Source organism: Clostridium sp. AM27-31LB (assembly GCF_003480745.1).
In the GTDB taxonomy this organism is placed as follows: domain Bacteria; phylum Bacillota; class Clostridia; order Lachnospirales; family Lachnospiraceae; genus Butyribacter; species Butyribacter intestini.
Genome location: NZ_QUJS01000001.1, coordinates 759712 through 779702 on the forward strand (window position 1 = coordinate 759712; position 19991 = coordinate 779702).

Here is a 19991-nt window from a genome sequence, read left to right on the forward strand (position 1 = left end):
CGCACCCGGAGGGAGTCGAACCCTCGACACACAGCTCCGGAGGCTGTCGCTCTATCCACTGAGCTACGGGTGCACATACAATTAAGTATTTTAGCATATCACATGGTTGTTGTAAAGTATATTCAGCGTACAAAAATGTAACAGTTCAGCCTTTTATTTCCTCAATTCATAAACCTGCCAGCAAGCTGTCAGTCGCTGCTTCGCAGCTTTGGTTTATTTCATTTCAGAAATGAAAGGCTATTTTACCATAAAAAGATAATCAACAATACAATGAGCAAGCTCAAGTATTGTCAATTATTTTTTATGGCTGAACTGTTACACAAAAATAATTTAGCTGGAATGCCTAGCTTTACAATGACCTTGTGTTGTGTTAAAATTATCTTTTATGGGATGGAAATTGCGAGAGAAGGAAAGTGATTTCAATGTTTAAATATAAAAAAATTGTTATTTTTTTAGTGGTTTCAGTTCTTTTATTGGGAAGTGCTATATTATATACTGTACTTTCGGGAATGGATTCAGGAAATACAGTATATAATATTCAGCAGAAGACAAATTACCAGAAAGAAAAAGAAGTAGATGAGAACAGTGATTACGATACAGTTTCAACAGATAATGTAAATGAACAGATAGACGGAATTGTATCAGGTTATCTTAATGCAAAGCTTGACGATAACATATCGGGCATGAAAAAATATGTAAATGATATAACAGTAATAGATGAAAAAAAGATACAGGCACAGAACCAGAGTATAGAGTCATATAATAATATAAAGTGTACTGTCAAAAAATGCTATTCTGCCGATGCATACAGAGTGTATGCATATTGTGATATAAAGGCATTTGGTGTTGAGAGTATGCTGCCGTCATTATCGGCATATTATATAAAGAGAGCAGCAGATGGAGAATATGAGATATATTTTGGAAAAATAAACAGCAACGAGCAAAAAGAGATTTCAAAGTTTGATAAGAGTGACGAGATAACCGCTTTAAAAGATTCCGTGCAAAAGCGGATGAATGATCTGATAAGTACGGATGAAGAAGTGAGGACACTTTTTAATGAATTAAAGAGTGGTGAATAAAAAATATTAGTGTTTCATACCGAGAGTACATTGTATGGGCATGGAGGATTATCATGAGTGAAAACGGTATAAGGATAAATAAATATTTAAGTGAAGCAGGTGTTTGTTCAAGGCGTGAAGCAGACAGGTTAGTAGACGCCGGAAGGGTATGTATTGACGGTGTTACGGCGGTATCAGGTGCAAAAGTATGTGACGGACAGACGGTTACGCTTGATGGAAGAAATATAAAAAAAGAGGAAGAAGAAATTTATCTTGCTTTTTACAAACCAAAGGGAATCGTTTGCACAACGGCAACGGAGGAAAACGGTGAGAAAATAAAAAATGTTGTAGAATATATAAACTATGACAAAAGGATATATCCGGTCGGAAGACTTGACCAGGCATCAGAGGGACTTTTGCTTATGACAAATCAGGGTGATGTTATGGAGAAAATCTTACGCAGCAGATATGGACATGAAAAAGAATATTTTGTAAAGGTAGACCATAAAGTAACAGATGAGTTTTTAAAGAAAATGGGAGAGGGAGTTCCTATTCTTGATACTGTTACAAAACCGTGTAAAGTATGGAAAGAAGATGATTTTAGTTTTCATATCATACTCACACAGGGATTAAACAGACAGATAAGACGAATGTGTGAATATTTCGGGTACAGAGTAGTGCATCTTAGGAGAGACAGAATAATGAACATAACCCTTGACGGACTCAAAAAAGGAAGATACCGTAAACTGACATTGCGTGAGGTATCAGAATTAAAAAAGATGCTTTAAAGCTGCTGGCGGTATCATTAGAGGAACAGTCCTTTCAGATATGCTGCGACAGCAGCCGGTGTTATAAACAGGCATCAAAACGGATTGCAAATATCCGATTGATTTTTATGTATAAATTTTTTCATATGCAGATAATGACACATGAATATATTTTATATGGTATGTATGGAGGAAACAATGGCAGAAACAGGTAGAATGAAAGAACTTATTGATATATTGAATAAAGCGGCATCTGTTTATTATCAGGGAAAAGACGAGATAATGAGCAACTTTGAATATGACAGGATGTATGATGAGCTCTCGGCACTTGAAAAAGAAAGTGGACTTGTGCTGGCAGGAAGTCCGACACAGAAAGTAGGCTATGAGGTATTAAGTGAACTGCCTAAGCAGACACATCCGTCACCGATGCTTTCGCTTGACAAGACAAAACAGGTTGATGAGCTTTCAAGCTGGCTGGGTGGCAAAGAGGGACTTTTATCATGGAAGATGGATGGACTTACAGTCGTGCTGACATATGAAAATGGAGAGCTTTTAAATGCAGTTACCAGAGGAAACGGAGTCGTAGGCGAAGTCATAACAAATAATGCAAAAGTGTTTAAAAATCTGCCTGTCAATATACCGTTTAAAGGTCGTATGGTGCTTCGAGGTGAAGCCATAATAACATACTCTGAGTTTAAGAAGATAAATGCCTTATTATCAGAGGAGGAGCAGTATAAAAATCCAAGAAATCTGTGCAGCGGTTCAGTAAGACAGTTAAACAATGAGATAACGGCAAAAAGAAATGTAGAACTTTATGCGTTTACACTTGTTGAAGCTGAGGGAGTCGACTTTAAAAATTCCCAGCAAAATAAAATGGAATTTATGAAAGAACAGGGATTTCAGACAGTTGAGTATAAGGTTGTCACGGCAAAAAACATATATGAGACAGTAGAATGGTTTTCAGAAAAAGTCAAGACAAATGACTTCCCGTCGGATGGACTTGTACTTTTGTATGATGATATAAGTTATGGTGAGTCGCTTGGTTCAACAGCAAAATTTCCGAGAAATGCCATTGCATTTAAGTGGGCAGATGAAACTGCCAAGACAAAACTAACGGAAGTTGAATGGAGTGCATCAAGAACCGGACTTATAAATCCGGTTGCAATTTTTGAGCCGGTTGAACTTGAGGGAACGACCGTGAGCAGGGCAAGTGTCCACAATATAAGCATTGTAAAGGAGTTGAAGCTTGGAATAGGCGATACTATCGAGGTATATAAGGCAAACATGATAATTCCTCAGATAGCACAGAACCTTACAAAGAGCGGTTCTCTTGAAATACCGGACAAATGTCCGGTGTGTGGAGAAAAAACATCCATCCATAAAGAAAATGATGTTGAAGTTTTATTTTGTGAAAATCCGGATTGTCTTGCAAAAAAAATCAAATCAATATCACTTTTTGTGAGCCGTGATGCAATGAACATTGATGGAATGTCAGAAGCAACCATAGAAAAATTCATATCAAAAGGATTTTTACATGAACTTGCTGACCTTTTCAAACTTAACAGATATAAGGATGAAATAATATCAATGGACGGGTTTGGCGAAAAGTCATATGAAAAGCTTGTAAAAGCCGCTGAGACAGCTAAAATAACAACAACGGCAAAATTTATATACAGTCTCGGCATTGCGAATATAGGATTGTCAAATGCGAGGATGGTATGTAAGGCATTTTCAAATGATCTTGAGAAAATAAGACACGCTTCAATAGATGAACTGGTAGAGATAGACGGTGTCGGGGAGATAATAGCAGAGTCATTTGTAAAATTTTTTGCAAACGAAAATAATAACCATATGGTAGATGACCTGCTCGATATTGTCACGCTTGAAGATGAAGAAAATGATAATGCAAACGACATGGAGGGTATGAACTTTGTAATAACAGGCTCAGTAAATCATTTCTCAAACAGAAGTGAGGTAAAAGAGCTTATTGAGGGCAGAGGAGGCAAAGTGACGGGAAGCGTCACATCAAAGACAAAATACCTTATAAATAATGACAGCACAAGTAACTCATCAAAAAATAAAAAAGCAAAAGAGCTTGGAGTGCAGATAATAACAGAAGATGAATTTATCGATATGTTTTCGATAAAATTGTGATGAATAATAAAAAAACTTCGTAATTATATAATAAATAAGAGAAAGGGGCGTTAAATATGCCAATTAAAGTTCAAAACAATCTTCCTGCAAAGAAGATAATGGAAAAAGAAAATATATTTATGATGGACGAAACAAGAGCGGTATCTCAGGATATAAGACCGTTATATATCGCAGTTTTGAATTTAATGCCGCTAAAGGAAGAAACAGAAGTCCAGCTTCTTAGAAGTCTTTCAAATACACCGCTTCAGGTAGAGATTACATTTTTGACGACAGCGACATATATAGGAACAAATACACCTGCAAGTCATTTGAATGAGTTTTACAAAACATTTGAAGATGTAAAAGATAGAAAATTTGACGGACTTATAATAACAGGAGCACCTATTGAACATATGGAATATGAGGATGTTCAATACTGGGATGAGCTCACAAAGATAATGGACTGGTCAAATACAAATGTAACATCAACACTTCATATATGCTGGGGAGCACAGGCTGGACTTTATTATCATTATGGAATACATAAATATATGCTGCCAAAGAAGAAATTTGGAATATATGAGCATATCGTGCATCACAGAAAAGAACCCCTGTTAAGAGGCTTTGATGATGTGTTTTATGCACCACATTCAAGACATACAGGAGTCAACCATGATGAGATAGCAGCCTGTAAAGACATAACAGTGCTTGCTGAGTCCGAAGAAGCCGGAGAACTAATTTTGGTGTCACATGACGGAAAAAAGATATTTGTACTTGGCCATCTTGAATATGACAGAATGACGCTTGACTCAGAATATAAAAGGGATAAAGCGAAAGGGCTTGATATAGAAGTACCTGAAAATTATTATCCGGATGATGATTCGGAGCAGCGGCCAAAACTTCGCTGGAGAGGTGCAGCAAATGCATTATTTAGTAACTGGTTGAACTATTATGTTTATCAGAATACACCGTATTCGTGGGATTAGAAATGGCGTGAATACGGTAAAACAGGGGACTTTCTGAAATCTGGGTAGAATATCTAACATCAAGATAACTTAGATAATCCAATATATTTTAATATAAATTAGTATATTTTAATATATCAATGGAGATAAAATGGAGATAATACGAACTTCATGGAGACAAATCATAATTAACAAATTTACCGCAAAGAACTTTGTATAAAATTGTAAAAAATAGGGATAGAAGAGTAAGTAAACTCAACTATCCCTATTTTAAGAATGAAGAAGATATGAAAATCTTCTTGGTAAATACATACTCTCTTTATGGGTAGAGTTTTTTGCTTTATATATTTACAAAATCACCATTTTACAACTTTTTCAAAAAAATAAATCGTACAGGACTTTCAGTGGTATAATGAGTTTGCACAAAACAGTTAGTTTCCCACTAAGTAGGGACTCGCTATAGATATAATGTTTCTCATTTAATGGCTGAGATACACCAAACAACGCCAAGAGCAGTAGCGAAGGAGATTATAGAGTCTCTCAAACTCAATACTTCTGCAAACCGACCTTTATATTTATGTCGTATATCGGTCAGCGACAGCTCGCTTGTAAAAGTCTGCCAACGGGTTGACAGACCGCCCACACTTCTTTTGGGTGTGAGCAGCTTGTTATGTTGTTATTTTCTGTTATTGGGAATTTTTGACAGAAATTGTCAAATGTGATATTATAGCTATAACACTATCTAAGACGGTAGGACGGTTGTCTTCCACCAGAGAGTATAAGCTCTGTTTACATATAGAAAACCTGTTTGGTAATTTATATAAAAGGAGGACACTTGCAATGATTACAATTTCGTTACAAACTGTTTATTATGCATTAGGAATCGCTAGTATCTTATGTGGTTCAGCGTATAAGATTGGATATGAGATTGGTAAGAATGCAAGAAAATAACCGCCCTGGTCTGGTAAACTGATGGCGGTTAGATTCATTCTTTCCAATATTTGATTTCAAGACAACCGTTCTGCTATACGGATAGTGTCGTTTTAATTACTTCTTAATTCCCTTTAATATTAGTATATGTTTGGGAATTTGTCAAGGGTTAGATGAAAGCTTCTAAAATCCATATGCTATGGGGTGTATCGCATGGTACATCTTAATCTATCCGCAATAATGTCTAAGCATCACGCACAGCAATGCTTCTGCTACAAGAGATGCGGCAATATAAGCTATCATTCCGTATTTAGGAACAAAGAATATAAGTGACAATATCTTTATGAGTGTGCATACTACTGTTATCACAAAGGTCATATGGGGCTTGCCAAGTCCATTCAATATACTGCTGTAGGTCATGTTTAGGTACAAAAACGGACATAAGAAAGACATTACGGTAAGGTATCTTCCGGCAAGTTCGTTGTGGAAGAAAAGACTTGCACAGATGTTTCCAAATATCAGGAAAAAGACAGTAGCAGCCATTCCGGTTACAAGACAGAAATATGATGTGCGTCGGATAAGTTTTTTAATCTGTTTTTTGTTTCCTGATGAGTGTTCTTTTGAAACAGCAGGGAGAAGCATTGTTGATATTGCCATTGTTATTGTGGCAGGAAACATTATAAATGGCATAGCCATTCCAGAATATATACCATACACACTTAAGGCTTCGTTCATCGTATAGCCGTATTTTACGAGTGAAGCAGGAATAAATATTGATTCTACACTATGTAAAAGAGAGATTGTCAGTTTTATTGATGTTAGCGAAATAAATACCGGCAGGAGCAGTTTAAAACTTTCTTTTAAAGAAATTTTATTTTTTCTTTTATTGAAAGTTTTATTTTTTAATTCTTGTCTTTTAAATTGCCGGTTGTCGGATTTGGCATTATAAGCGTTTTGTCTTTTTGAATGCAGGCTTTCAGAGTGCAGCTTGGCATTATCATTGTTTAAATTTTTGTCGGAAATATGTTTTTTATTGTTGCGTTTTTTATTTTTTATTGTAGACATATTATAGAGGAAACCAAAAAATTCACCAACGGTAAGTCCATACACGGCTATCTGGGAGCAGATTTCTTTATCAGAGAAAAATCCCTGAACGATAAACACAAATAAGATGCGGGTTATCTGCTCTATTATTCCGGCAATGGCAGGTGGTTTTGCATTTTCAAGTCCGTATTGGTATCCGCAGATGCAGGCTGAAATGCTGCAAAATGGGAAAAGATATGTGAGCAGTTTAAGATAGATGTCGCAGTCGGGTACCATGAGGATATTGCAGGCAATCCACTTTGAGTTAAAATTTATAAAAATGGACAGAAAAAGTGCAAGGATAAAGCTGAGTATCGTGCCGGCAAGAAGTATCGTGCGTGGGGTTATATCTTTTGAAACGCTTCCATTTAAACCGTCGTCTTTAGAATGTGTGTTATTTTTGCCCATGAGTGTCGCAACAACCTGAGATATGGCACTTTGCATACCCGCTCCGTAAATCGTAAAGCACAGCACATATATAGGAAAAATAAGCTGATATGTACCGAGCAGTTGTTCGCCGAGAATATCAGCGAGATATATTCTGTATATGAAACCGATTATGCGGCTTAAGATACTTGCACAGGAGAGTATAAGAGTTCCTTTTATTATATTGCTTTTAAGTCTGTTTTTTACCTTTTTTTTTGTTTTTGCGGCTGAGTTCATAAAGCTTCCTCACTTTAGCACATTCAAACTTATTATTTAATTTTATTAGATGATGAATGAAATTATGATGAATATATAGATTTTAGATTTATCAGATGATGAATAAAATTATGCTGAATATATAAATTTTAGAGTTATCAAACGGTAAAAAGCTAAGTTTCTTATATGTATTTCAAATTTATCATGTGTCAAACAGCATTATGCTGAATATATTGATTTTATATACGGGTGCAGAGGTGCGGTATGATTTATCTTGACCATGCGGCAACGACTTCGGTATGTCCACGGGCGGTTGCTGAGATGAAAAAATGTCTGGAAATTTATTATGGAAATCCATCGGGGGCATATGAATTTGCACAACAGTGTAAGGAAAAAATAGAGACAGCCAGAAAGCAGGTGGCAAAGAGTATAAATGCATCTAAAGATGAAATTTATTTTACAAGTGGTGGCACGGAGAGTGACAACTGGGCATTGTTTGGAACGGTGAGAGCGTGCAGATATAAAGGAAAAAGAGGACGGCATATCATAACAAGCTGTATTGAGCATCATGCAATCCTCAATTCCTGCAAGGCACTTGAAAAACAGGGATACAGAGTGACTTATCTTCCGGTTGATGAGAGGGGTGTGATTTCGCTTAGGGATCTTGAGAGGGCAATAAGAAATGATACAATTTTGATTTCGATAATGTATGCCAACAATGAGATAGGAACGATTCAGCCTATAGACGAGATTGCTAAGATAGCCAAAAAGTACAATATTTATTTCCATACGGATGCAGTTCAGGCATATATGCACATTCCGATTGATGTAAAAAAAAGCGGGATACATATGATGAGTGTAAGCTCGCACAAGCTCTGCGGACCGAAAGGAACGGGGTTTCTTTATATATCAAAGGGTTGTGATATAGAAAAGTTTATTTATGGCGGAAAGCAGGAAAGCAATATGAGAGCAGGAACGGAGAATGTACCGGGGATTGTAGGTATGGGTGCAGCTGTTGATGAGGGATTTAAAAATATGTATAAGAAAAATCTTAAAACGGCAAATGTAAGGGACTATTTTTTGTCAAGGATAGAAAATGAGATAGAAGATGTGCGGTTAAACGGTGCAGAACCGGGAAATGAAAGACTTCCCGGAAATCTGAATATAAGTTTTAAAGGAATTGAGGGAGAGACTCTGCTCATTATACTCGATATGAACGGAATATGTGCTTCAGCAGGTTCAGCCTGCAATACAGGAGAACCGGGGATTTCCCATGTGATAGAAAGTATAGGTGTTCCAAAGGAATATGCCGATGGAACAATAAGATTTACACTTGGTGAAGAAAATACAGTCAGGGAAGTTGACTTTGTAATGGATATATTAAAAACAGCCATAAAAGTATTAAGAGAATAAGTTATGGGAGTAAAAAATAAAACAAAAGTATTATTAGAAGGCTTTTATAGAAAGTTTCATTATAGAATATACAAAAAATTGAGTTAGATTATATGCAAAAACGATAAAAGGGTGAAAAAACATGTTAAATCACCGAAAACAATTATGTATATAAATATAAAACCATTAAAAAATAAATTTTTCTAATATAAGTGTGAAAAAATCACCTAATTACAAAAAAAATCTGCATTTTTGGGGGTGTCGAGCTCGTTTTATGCGTGAGATAACCCTGAATATGAGTTTTCTGCCAGTTGAATGAGGGGGTTGAAAGTGGTATTCTATATGTGGAAAATGGTACTGAAAAAAACGGAAACCGATTTTTGACATAGGGGGTGTATAATGACATTTAAGTATGTGCAAAGGAGGTTTACAGTATGTGTGAAAGCACGCCACGCTGCCTGCCGGAAGATATAATGCTAAACGAAAGATATAAGATAGGCAGAGTTATAGGCGAGGGGAGTTTTGGAATTACATATATAGGAAAAGATTTACTTTTAAATATAACAGTTGCAATAAAGGAGTATTTTCCTCTTAGTTATGGAAGCAGAGATGTTCGTGGCAGGGATGACTACAGTATATACATTTATCACGGAAAAAACAGTGAACTATATAATAAAGGTCTTAGTGACTTTTACAGTGAGGCAACAATACTGTCGCAGTTTCATTCTCTGGACGGCATAGTTTCTGTCAGAGACTTTTTTTATCTGAACAATACGGCTTATATAGTTATGGATTATGTAGACGGTATTACATTAAAAGAGTATGTGAGGAAAAATGGTGCGATAAAAGGGCAGGAAGCATTTTTGATGATGAAACCTATTATCAAGTCACTGAAAAAAATTCATGATGCGAAAATCCTGCATAGGGACATAAGCCCGGACAATATACTTATAAGGATAAAAGAAAAACAGCTTGTTCTTATAGATTTTGGCTCGGCAAGAGAAAAAAATGTTATGACGGATAAAAGCCTGACCGTTACATTCAAGAGAGGATATACCTCGGAGGAGCAGTATCTTCGCAAAGGCAGGCAGGGGAGCTGGTCTGATGTATATTCTTTGTGTGCGACTATGTATTTTATGCTCACGGGAAAAGAGCCTAATGAGTCAATAGAGAGAATGCTTAAGGACAGGCTTGTGCCTTTGTCGGAGATTGAAAATATAGATTTAACCAAAAGACAGAAACAGGCGATAATGCAGGGAATGTCGATAAAAGCAGAAGACAGGATACAGATTATGGACGAGTTGTATAGTGAACTATACAACAAAAAAAGGTTTAGCTTTAACATAAGGATAAATAACCGGACAAAAACAATAGGAAAAATGGCGGTACTGTTTATTGCCGTGGCTATGGCAGGCATTGTTGTGGGATTTGCCGTAAATAACAGAAGAATGTTCACAAAGAACAAAGGGGCGGTTGCACAGGTTTCTGCAAATCCGATGATAACTCAGCAGACGGCGGAGACAAAAGAGCCGGACAGCAGATATTATATGCCGTCATTTGAGGGAATGACAAAGCAGCAGGCATTAGAACTGCTGGATGCAAAGGGTGATACGGCGATTCTTGTCAAATGGAGCAAAAAATATAGTAGCACTCAAAAGGGAAAGATAATATCACAGAGTGTAACAGATGGAACAATATGCGAGAGAGGAAAGAAAAAAACATTAGTTCTCACCGTAAGTAATGGTGAAAAGAAATATAAGGTGCCGGATTGTGTCGGAAAAGGATATAAGAATGCAATACAAAAAATTAAAGATAAAAAACTTTCGTATAAGATAATATATAAAGAGAGTAAAAAAGATAAAGGTATTGTAATAGGACAGGCTCCTAAACACGGAAAAATGGTGAAAAGCAAGACTGTTATAAAGATTACGGTAAGCAAAGGAGAAAAAATAAAAATGACACCACAGACACAAAATACTCCAAAGCCGTATGAGACTAAGACAAGTGCACCAGCCAAGACGAGTGTCCCAAAGACTCAGACTAAGAAAAATGAGAAAAAAAATAAAGATGTTGATTTTGCGGGAAGTATCCCATAATAACGACAGAAAATAAAGCGAGAATGAGGAATTACTATGAGATACAAAGATTTAGATGGCGAATTTTTAAAAGAGATAAAAACAGTATTAAAGCAAAATAAGTTTATGAGATTTGATATATTTATAATATCAAAGGTACTCAAAAAGGATTATATGACAAAAAAGATAAGCGGGGAGACAAGAGCAGAGGCTTATCACTTATTTTGTAAGATTACCGGTGATAGGAGATTTGCGGCGGTACCAACGGTAAAAAGGTGGTTTGGCATAAACGGATATACATTGCCAAGACGGGAAAACATATTTGAGATAGCATATGTCCTCAAGATGTCTGAAAATGGATTGAGAGAGTGGCTTATGGAGGGACTTGGAGAACCCGATGTTCAGTTTAATGATTATCATGAAGTAATATGGCTGTATGGACTTGTCAACGGTATGACATGGGAGGATGCAGAAAAAAATATAGAAACTTACGAGAAAAGGCTGAAATTTGAGATAAAATTAGAAAAGACACATTCCACCAATTATCTGATGGAGCAATTTGATGCGAGAAAGAGAAGTGATGAAAAAGAATTTATGGAATGGATGTATATGAACACTTCCTCATTTAAGGGGTATAGCCTGACAACTCTGGAGTATGTAAATATTTATAAAGATATTATTACTGAATATGTGTGCAATGAGTCTATGGTAAGCCTGAAAAAGTTTTTGGCAGAGACTGATTTTTATTCATGGACAAAAAAGAAAAATGCAGATGAGAACGAGAGGATAGTTCAGAAATATCTTTATTATATAAAGAGAAAAAGGGATAAAAATGTGTCTGAGGGTATGATGGAAAATATCAGGGAAGCAAACAGAATAGCACATATGTCTCCGGATTCCAGACAGAAAATGCTGGCAGATATATTTTCAACTTCAAAATCTAATAATGAATTTGGAAATCTTACACGAAAACGATTGTCGGATATTTTAAATCTTCCGATTCAGTTAGAGAAAAATCTGCGTGCCGGGATAGCTCTCAATGAATTAAAATATAAGGATGATACAGACATATGTCCGGAGTGGGTGGCAGAATTTATTGAAAGCTGTGCAAAAAAAACGGCAGTGCCGGAAAATGTAAAAGAGGCAAAAGACTGGCTTAAGTCATTCAAAGTTGAAAACCATAGAAGGTGCAGACTTGTTCAGAGAAAAGACCTGCTGCCAATGATACTTTATGTTGCTCAGCGCAGGTACACGGAAGAAAACAGCAGACAGAACAAAGAGTATGAACAAAACTCGGCGAAAGAATATTTTGTCAATATGGCAAATGCAACTTTATCGTCCTGTGGAATGACTTCGATAAATGAAAAATATAAGCTTGACATGGTGCTGCTTAGCACATACCAAAAAGATGATATGTATTCATACTCGGAAGTTGTGGAGATAACATCGGAAATATAGGGGAGAGAAGTTATAAGGAAAAAGGGTATCATTTCAAAGTGAGTACGATAGTTATAAAATGAGGAGAGGGGGTGAAATATTATGAAAATCATGAAAAATAGATTTAGAAAGCGGTTAGCGTTCTTACTTATATTTACAATTCTTGTTATGGCTTTAAGTCCTGTCGGCTGTGTAAAGCGTGCAGATGCGGCGGATGAAACAAATACAGCGGATGATGTTATTAAACTGTATGATAAAGGTCAGTTGATAGGAAAATATGGTGACCTAAAAACAACATTTGAAAATATGACTGACAGTGAGGGTGAATATAAGATAATATTTTCTGCTGAACAGACGGAATACTGCATTGATGGGGAAGTTTGGCTGCCTGAGTGTGAGAGTATTAAATTTGTAGGAAATCAGGTAGATGATCCGCATTATTCTTTGCCGTATATATCGACGGCAGTAAAAATCAATGACAGTATTCATTTGCAGTCGGATGTTACATTGAATAATTGTACTTTATTTGAGCAGAATACAACAGAAATGTGTGTACTCGATATGGGAAGTCATAAACTTAGGACAGACGGAAAGTACACGGAAATACAGGCGGGGATGTATGCTAAATACGGAGACAATCTTTATTATGAAAGTGATGTTTGCATCTATTGCCTCAGAATTGAGGGGCAGAAGGACTCTGAACTGATAATAAATAATTGCAACTTATTGATTGACAGTGACCTTTTTATAGATAAAGTAAGGCTTGAAGAAAATGCATCATTAAAGTTAAAAAGCGGATGGGCGAAGATAAAAAAAGTTATAGCAAAAGATTATTCCGGAAAAGTATCATATTATGCTACAGGAAGATATGAGATAGGTGAAATATCTATAGAGAATTGCAGGTTGAATGTAGATCTGTTTGAATCTGCGAAAATCAGGATAGGAAAGGTCGGTCTGACGGAAAATGCTGATAAGAACAAGAGTTATTTTGATATGTATGTTTATTGCCCTGAGATAACAAAAACATATTATCCGAGATTTGAAATAGAGGATATTGATGAAGATAATGTCAATGTTAGTTTTAAAATGGAAATAAGTGCCAGCGTTGTCTACGACACGGCATTAGAGAAGCTTGTGCATAATGATATATCATGTCTGAAAATGCCAAAAGATTATGATATAAGTAAATTTATGAGTTATCAGGTTGGAAAATATCTGGGGACGAAAGAATTTGATGTAGTCATGGATGATGACGGAAATGTATGGCTTCCTATAGTAGGAGAAATTGATAACAACAAAACAACAGAAGAAGAATTAACCTGTGAACTTGATGAAGAACAAAAGGACAGCAATGGCATTTATTACAAATTAAATGAAAAGGATAAAACAGCAACCTTAGGTGTTGATAGAGATACAGACTCTGCTTCATTACTTACTGATTTAAGTAAAATAGAGGACGGTATATTAAAAATTCCTTCATATGTAAAATGTGAGGGAGAAACTTATAAGGTGACAAGGATTGGAAGAAATGCATTTAAAGGTTCATCCGGTGGATTTAACGAAGTTCATATACCCGATACGGTGATGAGTATAGGCGATAAAGCTTTTTGGTGTTCTGTAGTGAAATTGTATATTGGAGCAAATGTAGCAGATATAGGAGAAGAGGCGATTGCAGCAGGCTCACTGAAAGAAATATTTCTTGATGATAATAATACGGATTTTGTGCTCTATCAGGGAATATTGTTTGATAAGGACATGACTACGCTTATAAAATGTCCGATTACATCATCGTATCAATATTATCCTGTATATAATGTACCTGAAAGTGTCAAAAAAATTGCTGCGGGAGCATTTGAGAATTCAAAGATTTTTAATATAAAGGCAGATTCAGTGACTACAGTAGGAGAACATGCATTTTATAGTGCTAAAAATTTGCGGACAATATCATTGAGAGGAGTTGTTGAGATAGGTGACGAAGCATTCGGTTCGGGTGGGGCATTTAATTTAAGGGGGTTAAGAAATGTCTATCTGTCAGATAAATTAGAAAAAATCGGTAAATATGTGTTTTTAGGCAGTTGTAATATTAAATGTCTGGTATTACCGGACTGTTCATTGAACATAAGTACATTTGGCTTTCATAGTGAGTCTATTGAATATATTTTAGGCGGCAAAAATGCACAATATGAACAACAGGCATTTGAGAATTGTAAAAATCTTAAATTGGTTCAGTTGAGTGAAGCGATGCAGTATCTTCCAAGTGGTCTTTTTACTGATTGTACATCGTTAAAAAAAGTATATATACCGGAAACTTGTTTAGGCAGCGAGAATAATGAGCTTTTTTATGATATTCCCCAAAATCAGGTTACGGTATATGGAAAAGAAAATCTGAGAGAATTTGCACAAAAGAACAATGCACTTTTTGAAAATATTGAGGAACATGAGCATACTTTTGTGACGCAGAGAGTGCAGGATGCCAGAGTATATGAGTCGGGAATGGAAGTGACGTATTGCAGTGAATGTCATTATATTTTGGATTATAAAGAAATAGCCGCACCTGAACAGTTAGAAGATACAACATATTATAGAGAACCGGAAAATCTTGTGCATCCGTCGGAAGAACCAAAGCCGTCAGTATCGCCTACACCCCAGCCTACAAAAACTGCTTCTGTTACGGCGAAGCCTACACAGACTCCTATGGTGACAAAAACTCCGACTGTTACGGTTAAGCCTACAAAAACGCCTGCTGCAACAGCAACAGTTCCGTCACCGACACAGACTCCGATAATGACTGATTCACCTCCGGTAGTATCACCGACGGCAATGCCAAATGGAAATGTATCGTCAAAGCCTGATAAAGAGCCTGAACCGACATTATTGGATACGGAAACACCAAATCCAACAGACAGGACAACGCCACAACCTACAGATAATGCGTCAACATCGCCTACAAACGAGCCGTTTTATACAATCAGTCCGACTCCGGCAGCAGCCACACCACAGCCTACATCCGTTCCGGGGTTAAGTGATAAAGACAAAAAAGCACTTATCATTAAGATAAATTCGATTGGACTAAATAAATACAATCAGCCTGAGATAGTTTGGAAAAAAACATCAGAGGGTATCGGCTATGAAATATACCGTGCAATGTCAAAAAAGATAAAGTGGCAGAAGATTGCTGTCGGCGAAAAGAACAGTTCCTATAGATATACTGACAAAAAAGCAAAAGCGGGACAAAAATATTATTACAGAATAAGGCTGTTTAAAAAGACGGGTGGACAAAAATATTATGGCAAATATTCAAATGTTTGCATGATAAAGACTTTGTCGATAGTGAAACCGAAGATAAAGGGAACAACAGGGATATATCAGAAAATACCTTATGTGCAGATAACGTTAAAAAAATACAGCGGCACTTATGTGGAAATCTATATTCGGGGAAGAAGCAGAAAATATCAGAAGATTAAGTTAAAATCATCTTCCATAAAAAGATATAAGGCAAAATTTAAACTTAAGTGCGATAATAAAAAAGCAGTTTATTACTTTAAAGTTCGGACAATAGTAAAGAAGTCAAAGAAAAGATATTACAGTGTATATTCTGACTGTATAAAGGTAAAAGTGACGGGGCATTGATGATAAAATCTGCAATAAGAGAGGAGGTGAAATACTATGAAGATTATTAAACGGAAGTTTAGACAAAAAGCAGCGTTTTTACTTATATCTGCAATCGTGATTTTGAATTTATCTTCTGCCGGATGTTTGGTGAGTGCTGATACGGCAGATGAAGCGGATGCTGTTATGAAACTTTATAATAGCGGTCAGTTGATAGGAAAATACAGTGACCTGAAAACGCTGTTTGCAAATATGACTGATAAGCAGGGAGATTATAAGATAATATTTCCGGCAGAACAGACAGAATATAAAATTGACGGGGAGGTATGGCTGCCGGAATGTAAGAGCATAAAATTTGTGGGGATACCCGTAAATAAAGAAGAATATAGATCAACGGCGATTAAGATTAATCACAGTATTCATTTACAGTCTGATGTTGTATTAAGTAACTGCACGATATATGAGTGTAATGTATCGGAAATGAGTGTGATGGATATAGGTAGTCATAAGCTGGAGGTGACAGGAAAATACACGGAGATAATAGCGTGTGTAATGCACAAATACGACTGGTATTATTATAATGATAAAACTGATTTTTATTATTTTAGGATTGAGGGTCAGGATGGCTCTGAACTGATAATAGATAACAATGATTTTATGATTGACATTGACCTGAACATAGATACGGTAAGGCTTGAAAAGGATGCAGGATTAAGAATTAAGAGCGGGCAGGCAAAAATAAAAAAAGTAATAGCAAAAGATTATTTGACTAATATAATATACGACGCTTATGGAAGATATGAGATTGGTGAAATATCAATAGATAACTGTTGGTTGTATATAGATATGATTAAATCTACAAGGGTCAGGATTGGAAAAATTAGTCTGGCAGAAAATACAGACAGTGATAATTGTAGTTTTATAATGAGTGCTAGTATTAGTAGCAGTAAAATAACTAAAAAATGTCATCCGAGATTTGAAATAGAGAATATAGATGACGATGGAATAGACATTTTTTTTAGTATGTATATATATGAAAAAATTGACTATGATACGGCATTAAAGCCATTTTTGCACAATGATATTTCATGTCTTAAAATGCCGAAAGATTATGACATAAGTAAACTTAAACATTATCAGATTCAGTATAAAAATGGTTATGAGAATTTTAATGTAATCAAGGATAAAGAAGGAAATGTATGGCTGCCTATGATAGAACAAAATGGTGAAGAAACAGATGAAGAATTAACATATGAACTTGATGAAGAACAAAATGATAAATATGGTATTTATTATAAATTAAATAAATCTGAGAAAACAGCAACCGTAGGGGCTGATAATGATAAAATGGCAAATGCAGGGTTTAATGATACAAGTAAATTAGATGACAGGGTATTAAGAGTCCCATCATATGTAAAATATGATGGAGAAAATTATAAAGTAACGAGGGTTGGGAAAAGTGCATTTGAAAGTGCAGGAGTTGGATTTGATGAAGTGTATATACCGGATACAGTTGTAAGTATAGGTGACAAAGCATTTTGGAGAAATACAATATATAAATTATATATAGGAGCAAATGTATCAGAGATTGGTGAATTGGCGATTGCGGCAGCTATGACGGATGAGATTTATCTTGATAAGAACAATACAAATTATATTCTTGAACAGGGTGTATTATTTGATAAAGATATGACAACGCTTATAAGGTGTCCGGCAGAATTATGGAATCAGTATTATCCTGTATATAATGTGCCTGAAAGTGTCAAAAAAATTGCTGCAGGTGCATTTGCTTATGCACATATTTTTAATATAAAGGCAGATAATGTAACTTCAGTAGGAGAATATGCATTTTATAACGCAGTTTATTTGCGGACTGTGTCATTAAAAGGTGTTGTTGAAATAGGAGATAGAGCGTTTTTGAACTCAAGGATATTAAGAAATGTTTATCTGTCAGATAAATTGAAAAAAATAGGCGGGGTTGAATTTTGGGATTGCGATAATCTTGAATGTCTTGTGCTGCCGGACAGTGTCACGGATATAGGTGAATATGCTTTTTCTCAGAGTGGGATAAAATATATTTTAGGCGGAAAAAATGCACAATATGGACAGCAGATGTTTTTGAACTGTAAAAACCTTACACTGGTTCAATTAAGCGATGCAGCGCAATATCTTCCAAAACAGCTTTTTAAAGGATGCACATCATTAGAAAAGTTATATCTGCCTGAAAACTGCTTAGGCAGTGAGGATAATGAGCTTTTTTATGATATTCCCGAAAATCAGGTTACGGTATATGGAAAAGAAGATATGAGTGAGTTCGCAAAAAATAATAATGCACTTTTTGAAAATGTCACGGAGCATGAGCATAATTTTGTGACACAGACAGTACAGGAGGCACGGGCATACGATACAGGACTGGAAGTGACATATTGCAGTGAATGTCATTATGTTTCGGATTATAGAGAAATAGATGCACCTGAACAATTTGAAAAGACTTCGGATTATGGAATTTTGGAGGAACTGGTGCATCCACCGAATGAGCCGACACCTTCACCTGCGACACCACCGGCGGTGACACAGACCCCGGCAGTATCGGCAAGTCCGACACCAAAGCCGTCCGCATCACCAACCCCTACTGCGCCCCCAACGCTAATCCCTACAGTATCGCCTGTTATGACACCTGCTCCGGCAAAAACTCCGACTGTGACGGTGAAGCCGACAAAAACACCTGCGGCAACAGCAACGGTTCCGTCACCAACACCGATAATGACTGGTTCACCTCCGGTAGTATCACCGACGGCAATACCGATAAATTCTACATCAGCAATGCCAAATGGACATGTATCGTCAAAGCCTGATAAAGAGCCTGAACCGACATCAGGGAACAAGACAACACCAAATCCAACAGACAGGACAACGCCACAGCCTGCAGATAATGCGTCACCATCGCTTGCAAACGAGCCGCTTTATACAATCAGTCCGACTCCGACATCAGCCACACCACAGCCAACATCTGTACCGGGGTTAAGTGAGAAAGACAAAAAAGCACTTATTGTAAGGATAAATCTGATTGAACTGACTAAATACAATCAGCCTGAGATAGTATGGAAAAAAACATCAGTGAATATTGGCTATGAAATATATCGTGCAATGTCAAAAAAGATAACATGGAAGAAGATTGCAGCCGGCGAAACGAATAGTTCATGCAGATATACTGATAAAAAAGCAAAAGCGGGACAAAAATATTATTATAAGATAAGGCTGTTTAAAAAGACGGGAGCACAAAAATATTATGGCAAATATTCAAATGTTTGCATGATAAAGACGCTGTCGATAGTGAAACCGAAGATAAAAGGAACGACAGGAACATATCGGAAAATGCCTTATGTGCAGATAGAACTAAAAAAATACAGCGGCATTTATGCGGAAATATATATCCGTGGAAAAGACAAAAAATATCAGAAGATTAAGTTAAAATCATCTTCGATAAAAAGATATAATGCAAAATTTAAACTGAAATGCAATAATAAAAAAGCAGTGTATTATTTCAAAGTACGCACGATAGTAAAGCGGGTAAAGAAAAAATATTACAGTGTTTATTCGGATTGCTTGAAAGTTAAAGTCAAAGGTAGCTGATACGATACAAATTATAAAAAAAATCAAAAAAAATTTTTTGTTCATGCGGCAGGTATGGACGGTTACATGAAAAATAATGCCGGAAAAGTCAATAAAATCAAGGGTTAAGCACCATTATGGTGCTTTTTTCCTGCGAAAAAAACGGAAACTGTTTTTTGACATGGGTGTGTTATGGTTAGGATGTAAACGAAAATATCATGAAAATTGTGTTTGAATTTCCGGCTTTTTTGGCGGAAATGCGGATACGAAGTGATAATAGTTGCAATT

The 19991-nt window shown here is 36.1% G+C and carries 10 protein-coding genes and 1 tRNA gene; 9 read left to right on the forward strand and 2 right to left on the reverse strand.

Translation table 11 applies throughout. The features are described 5' to 3' along the window. Positions 1 to 73: transfer RNA gene (locus DW721_RS03005), tRNA-Arg, on the reverse strand. 349 nt (positions 74 to 422) lie between these two features. On the opposite strand from DW721_RS03005, the gene DW721_RS03010 reads away from it, so the two are divergent. From DW721_RS03010 to metA, 4 genes are all read left to right on the forward strand, one after another. Further along, entirely contained in the window at positions 423 to 1079 is a 657-nt protein-coding gene (locus tag DW721_RS03010) for a hypothetical protein (protein WP_118744740.1), read from the forward strand. Between the two features lie 53 nt (positions 1080 to 1132). Continuing rightward, positions 1133 to 1846, forward strand: coding sequence for a pseudouridine synthase (locus DW721_RS03015; protein ID WP_022014610.1), 714 nt, complete (start codon positions 1133 to 1135; stop codon positions 1844 to 1846). 177 nt (positions 1847 to 2023) lie between these two features. Further along, on the forward strand, positions 2024 to 3979 hold the full coding sequence (ligA, locus tag DW721_RS03020; RefSeq protein WP_347560347.1) for an NAD-dependent DNA ligase LigA: 1956 nt from the start codon (positions 2024 to 2026) through the stop codon (positions 3977 to 3979). A 56-nt stretch (positions 3980 to 4035) separates the two neighbouring features. Beyond that, positions 4036 to 4944, forward strand: coding sequence for a homoserine O-succinyltransferase (gene metA / locus DW721_RS03025; RefSeq protein ID WP_022014612.1), 909 nt, complete (start codon positions 4036 to 4038; stop codon positions 4942 to 4944). A gap of 1137 nt (positions 4945 to 6081) precedes the next feature. Here metA and DW721_RS03030 read toward each other — a convergent pair. Further along, a complete protein-coding gene (locus DW721_RS03030; RefSeq protein WP_118744741.1) occupies positions 6082 to 7599 on the reverse strand; it encodes a polysaccharide biosynthesis protein in 1518 nt (505 codons plus the stop codon). A gap of 243 nt (positions 7600 to 7842) precedes the next feature. On the opposite strand from DW721_RS03030, the gene DW721_RS03035 reads away from it, so the two are divergent. The 5 genes from DW721_RS03035 to DW721_RS03055 all read left to right on the forward strand — a co-directional run bounded on the left by DW721_RS03035 (position 7843) and on the right by DW721_RS03055 (position 19724). Next, a complete protein-coding gene (locus DW721_RS03035) occupies positions 7843 to 8991 on the forward strand; it encodes a cysteine desulfurase family protein (protein ID WP_118744742.1) in 1149 nt (382 codons plus the stop codon). 413 nt (positions 8992 to 9404) lie between these two features. Beyond that, complete coding sequence (locus tag DW721_RS03040; RefSeq protein WP_118744743.1) at positions 9405 to 11066, forward strand: PASTA domain-containing protein; 1662 nt, start codon at positions 9405 to 9407, stop codon at positions 11064 to 11066. A gap of 36 nt (positions 11067 to 11102) precedes the next feature. Next, positions 11103 to 12503, forward strand: coding sequence for a hypothetical protein (locus tag DW721_RS03045; RefSeq protein WP_118744744.1), 1401 nt, complete (start codon positions 11103 to 11105; stop codon positions 12501 to 12503). 81 nt (positions 12504 to 12584) lie between these two features. After that, on the forward strand, positions 12585 to 16112 hold the full coding sequence (locus DW721_RS03050; RefSeq protein WP_118744745.1) for a leucine-rich repeat protein: 3528 nt from the start codon (positions 12585 to 12587) through the stop codon (positions 16110 to 16112). A 36-nt stretch (positions 16113 to 16148) separates the two neighbouring features. Then, a complete protein-coding gene (locus DW721_RS03055; protein WP_118744746.1) occupies positions 16149 to 19724 on the forward strand; it encodes a leucine-rich repeat domain-containing protein in 3576 nt (1191 codons plus the stop codon). Positions 19725 to 19991 lie beyond the last annotated feature (267 nt).